Annotated in this window: 3 protein-coding genes and 1 pseudogene; all 4 read right to left on the bottom strand. The window is 60.4% G+C overall.

Features of this window, described 5'->3' with window-relative positions; translation table 11 throughout:
* Positions 1–126 (bottom strand): annotated as a pseudogene (locus tag Q4Q11_RS31325) (glycine/betaine ABC transporter); the annotation flags it as partial.
* 99 nt (positions 127–225) lie between these two features.
* Entirely contained in the window at positions 226–1,077 is an 852-nt protein-coding gene (locus Q4Q11_RS31330; RefSeq protein ID WP_112502366.1) for a glycine betaine ABC transporter substrate-binding protein, read from the bottom strand.
* 78 nt (positions 1,078–1,155) lie between these two features.
* Positions 1,156–2,502, bottom strand: coding sequence for an NAD(P)/FAD-dependent oxidoreductase (locus Q4Q11_RS31335; protein WP_498571923.1), 1,347 nt, complete (start codon positions 2,500–2,502; stop codon positions 1,156–1,158).
* Positions 2,499–3,309 (bottom strand): aldehyde dehydrogenase family protein (locus tag Q4Q11_RS31340; RefSeq protein ID WP_498571924.1); only part of this gene is annotated, 811 nt, incomplete at its 5' end. The genes Q4Q11_RS31335 and Q4Q11_RS31340, both read right to left, overlap by 4 nt.

Here is a 3,309-nt window from a genome sequence, read left to right on the forward strand (position 1 = left end):
TTCCTGAAGCACCTGTTTCTTGGAGAGGCCTCGTTCGGACACGGCCTTCACAGCGGCGTTCGCACGCGCACCGAATATCTTCCAAACGTTCTGGCAATCGACCAGGACTTCGCTGGCGTTATCCATGACAGTGTTCATCATATTCCCCGCGGGGCCAGTCCATTGCCGGCCTGTTCGTCTTCGTTGAGGGATGCGGGCCGCTTTGACGGCGACCCGCCGTCGGCATCATTCGCCCTTGATATTCTCCCACCGCTTCAGCAGATCGGCGTGGCTCGTGGTCCAGTCCTTCACGGCCTCGTCCATCGTCTTGCCATCATTCACGGCGCTGTTGATCGCAGTGATGTCGGCAAGCGGCACATAGACACTCGCGATGACTTCGCGAGCATGCGGATATTCGGCGGAGAAGCCCTTCTTGCCGACCCAGTAATAGCTCTGCGGCGGCGGGAAGATGCCTTTGGGGTCCTTGAGGAATTTCACGTCGTATTTCTGCATCATCCAGGACGGCTCCCAGATCGTCACGGCGATCCATTCCTTCCGATCGACGGCCGACTTCAGGGCCGCAGTCATGGCCGCGGTGCTGCCTTCGACGAGCTGAAGTTTCAGATCATAGCCCTTGACGGCGTTGGCAGTATCGCGCATCAGGCCCGAGCCCGGCTCGATGCCGACGATCTTGCCGCCGAACTTGTCGGCATTGGCGTTCAACTGGTCCATGGAGTCGATCGGTACATATTTCGGCACGGCGACGCCCTGGAACAGGCCGTGCGAGACCGGCGAGATCTTCTCGAGACGCTTCTTGTTCTTGTCCCAGTAGTCCTGCGCCACATAGTCGGTCTGGGATGCGAGGATCTGGATGTCGCCCTTGCTGAGCGCAGCGTAGGCAATGCCCCACTCCGAGAAGGGCACGACCTTCACGGTGTAGCCGGCGTCTTCCAGCACCTTCTTGGTGATCCCGGTGATCGGCGTCAGGTCCTCCCACGACATCGTTCCGACGGTGATGCTCTTTTCTTCCGCATGGGCGGAAAATACGGTCATTCCGACCATCGCGGCCGCGCAGAGCGCCTTCCACAAAGTCTTCATTTTTCTTACTCCTAGTTTTCGTTCCCATCTTGTTGAAGACCTGCGACAGGCGCAGTCTTCACATTGCGCGGCGAGAGATCATCCCTCGCGGCCTGCGCGCAATTCCTGCAAACGGATCACCGAATTGATGCCGAGCCATGCAAAGGGTTCCGGTGGCAACCTGGATGGCGCGGCGTGATCCATATATTTTTCGAGTTGCTCCGAGGCAGTGCCGGTGGCCAGTTCAGCGGCCATCATGCCCGCCAATGTGCTCTTGACGGTACCGAGCCCGTTTTCGCAGCATGCCGAATAAAGCCCTTCGTCAAGCGCGCCGAATGCGGGCACATGGTTGCGGCTGAGGCACAGGCGCCCGGCCCAGCTATGCTCGAAGGGAATGTGTTTGAGCCCGGGAAAGCGCGCGTCGAGCGAGCTTCTATGCTCTTCGGCCATCTTGGCCATTCGCCGATTGGAAACGGTGATCGTCGTCTCGTAGGTATATTTCGTCCGGATGACGATACGGGACCGTCCGCCCGAGGTGATCTTTCGCACCGTCGCGCCCATGGCGTCGGCGGGAAGCAGCGCCCACCGATCCCGCCCCGAAACTTTTCGACCGAGGTCTTCGGCTGAGAAGGCGGCGGTCATTGAGGCATAGGCAAAGATATGCATCAGGCGGCCGCGGAAGTGGCCGAAGTCGTCGATGTGACCGTTGACACCGAGGATAACGTTCGGCGCGTTGACCTTGCCGCGGGTGGAGATGGCCGTCCACGTTCCTTTATCCCGCGCAAGCGCGGTAACCGGCGACCTCTCGAAGATGTCGATCTTGCGCGACAGCCCTGCTGCAAATTCGCGGACATAGTCGGCCGGCTGGATCAGGACCGCGCCCGGCGTATAGAGGCCGCCGAGATAATAGTCGGAACCGGTAAGCTTGCGCATTTCGGACGCATCAAGAAAGCTGTGCTTCTCGCCGGCGCCCTTCAGGGATTGGCCGAAGCTGATATTCAGCCTCATCCCACGCGCGGTCGCCGCGGCATTGATCTTGCCCGCCGGATCGACGGTTTCCGCCGACATGCCGTATTCGTCCGCGGCCTCTCTCGCGAAAGCGATGGCAGCCCTGTTCTGAGCCATCTCCAGGCGAGTGGCGTCCAGGCCGCCACTCGAATATTCGCTCGACGACAGGTTATGCGGGACGTCGATCATGAAGCCGGAATTGCGGCCCGACGTTCCTTTGCCGACTTCGCTTGCGTCCAGCATGACGATTTTATCGTCGGGCCGAAGCTGCTGCAGACGTCGGGCAGCCGAGAGCCCGGCAAAGCCCGCACCGATAATGAGCCAGTCCGCGGTGACGTTGCCTTCCAGGCTCCGGACCGGGAACGAACGTTGGCTGATCGCCTCCCAGCCCGAGATGCCGTTTTCTGCCGGCAAACGCCTGACGGACTTCGTGATCATCGGATCGTCTCGTCCACCGAGCGGTCGGAAACGTCGATCCAGATCGTCTTCAGTTCGCAATAGTTGTCATGGGCGAAGATCGACTTGTCGCGTCCGCCAAAGCCAGACTCCTTATAGCCGCCAAACGGTGTCGTCGCATCGCCTTCGCCGAAGCAGTTGACGGTGACGACGCCGGCCCGGATCTCGCGCGAGAGCCGTATGGCCTTGTTGAGGCTGCCGGTATAGATTGATGCCGTCAGGCCGTAATTGGTATCGTTGGCAAGGGCGATGGCCTCGGCAAGAGTCTCGAATGTCGTGACCGACAGGATCGGCCCGAAAATCTCCTCCTGGAACAGTCGGCTCGAGGGCGTGACGCCGTCGACGACCGTCGGCTCGATGTAGATGCCCTTTTGGGTCTCGCCGCCATAGGCCAGCGAGAGCTTTTCGGTCTTCACATCGTCGAGGAAGGACGAGACCTTTTCGAAGTGATTCTTGCTGACCAGCGCGCCGATGCGGTTGTCCGGATCGAGCGGATCGCCGGTCTTCCATTCGCGCATATAGGCACCGATGCGCTTCAGCAACTCGTCCTTGACGCGCGATTGCACGATCAGGCGCGAGGTCGCGGAACAATTCTCGCCCATGTTCCAGAAGGCACCGTTGACCACCTGTTCGGCAACGAGATCCAGATCCTCGGCATCCTCGAGCACCACGGCGGGGTTCTTGCCGCCACATTCGAGAACGACCTTCTTGAGGTTGGAATCCGCCGCATAGCGCAGGAAGCGCCGTCCGGTCGGAGTGGATCCCGTAAAGGCCACCATGTCCACATCC

The sequence above is a fragment of the Rhizobium sp. UFLA01-1127 genome, from assembly GCF_059803845.1.

Excerpts from the sequence above, each read along its gene's own strand:
- Q4Q11_RS31330 (WP_112502366.1), bottom strand. The coding sequence starts at position 1,077 with ATGAAGACTTTGTGGAAGGCGCTCTGCGCGGCCGCGATGGTCGGAATG.
- Q4Q11_RS31335 (WP_498571923.1), bottom strand. The coding sequence starts at position 2,502 with ATGATCACGAAGTCCGTCAGGCGTTTGCCGGCAGAAAACGGCATCTCG.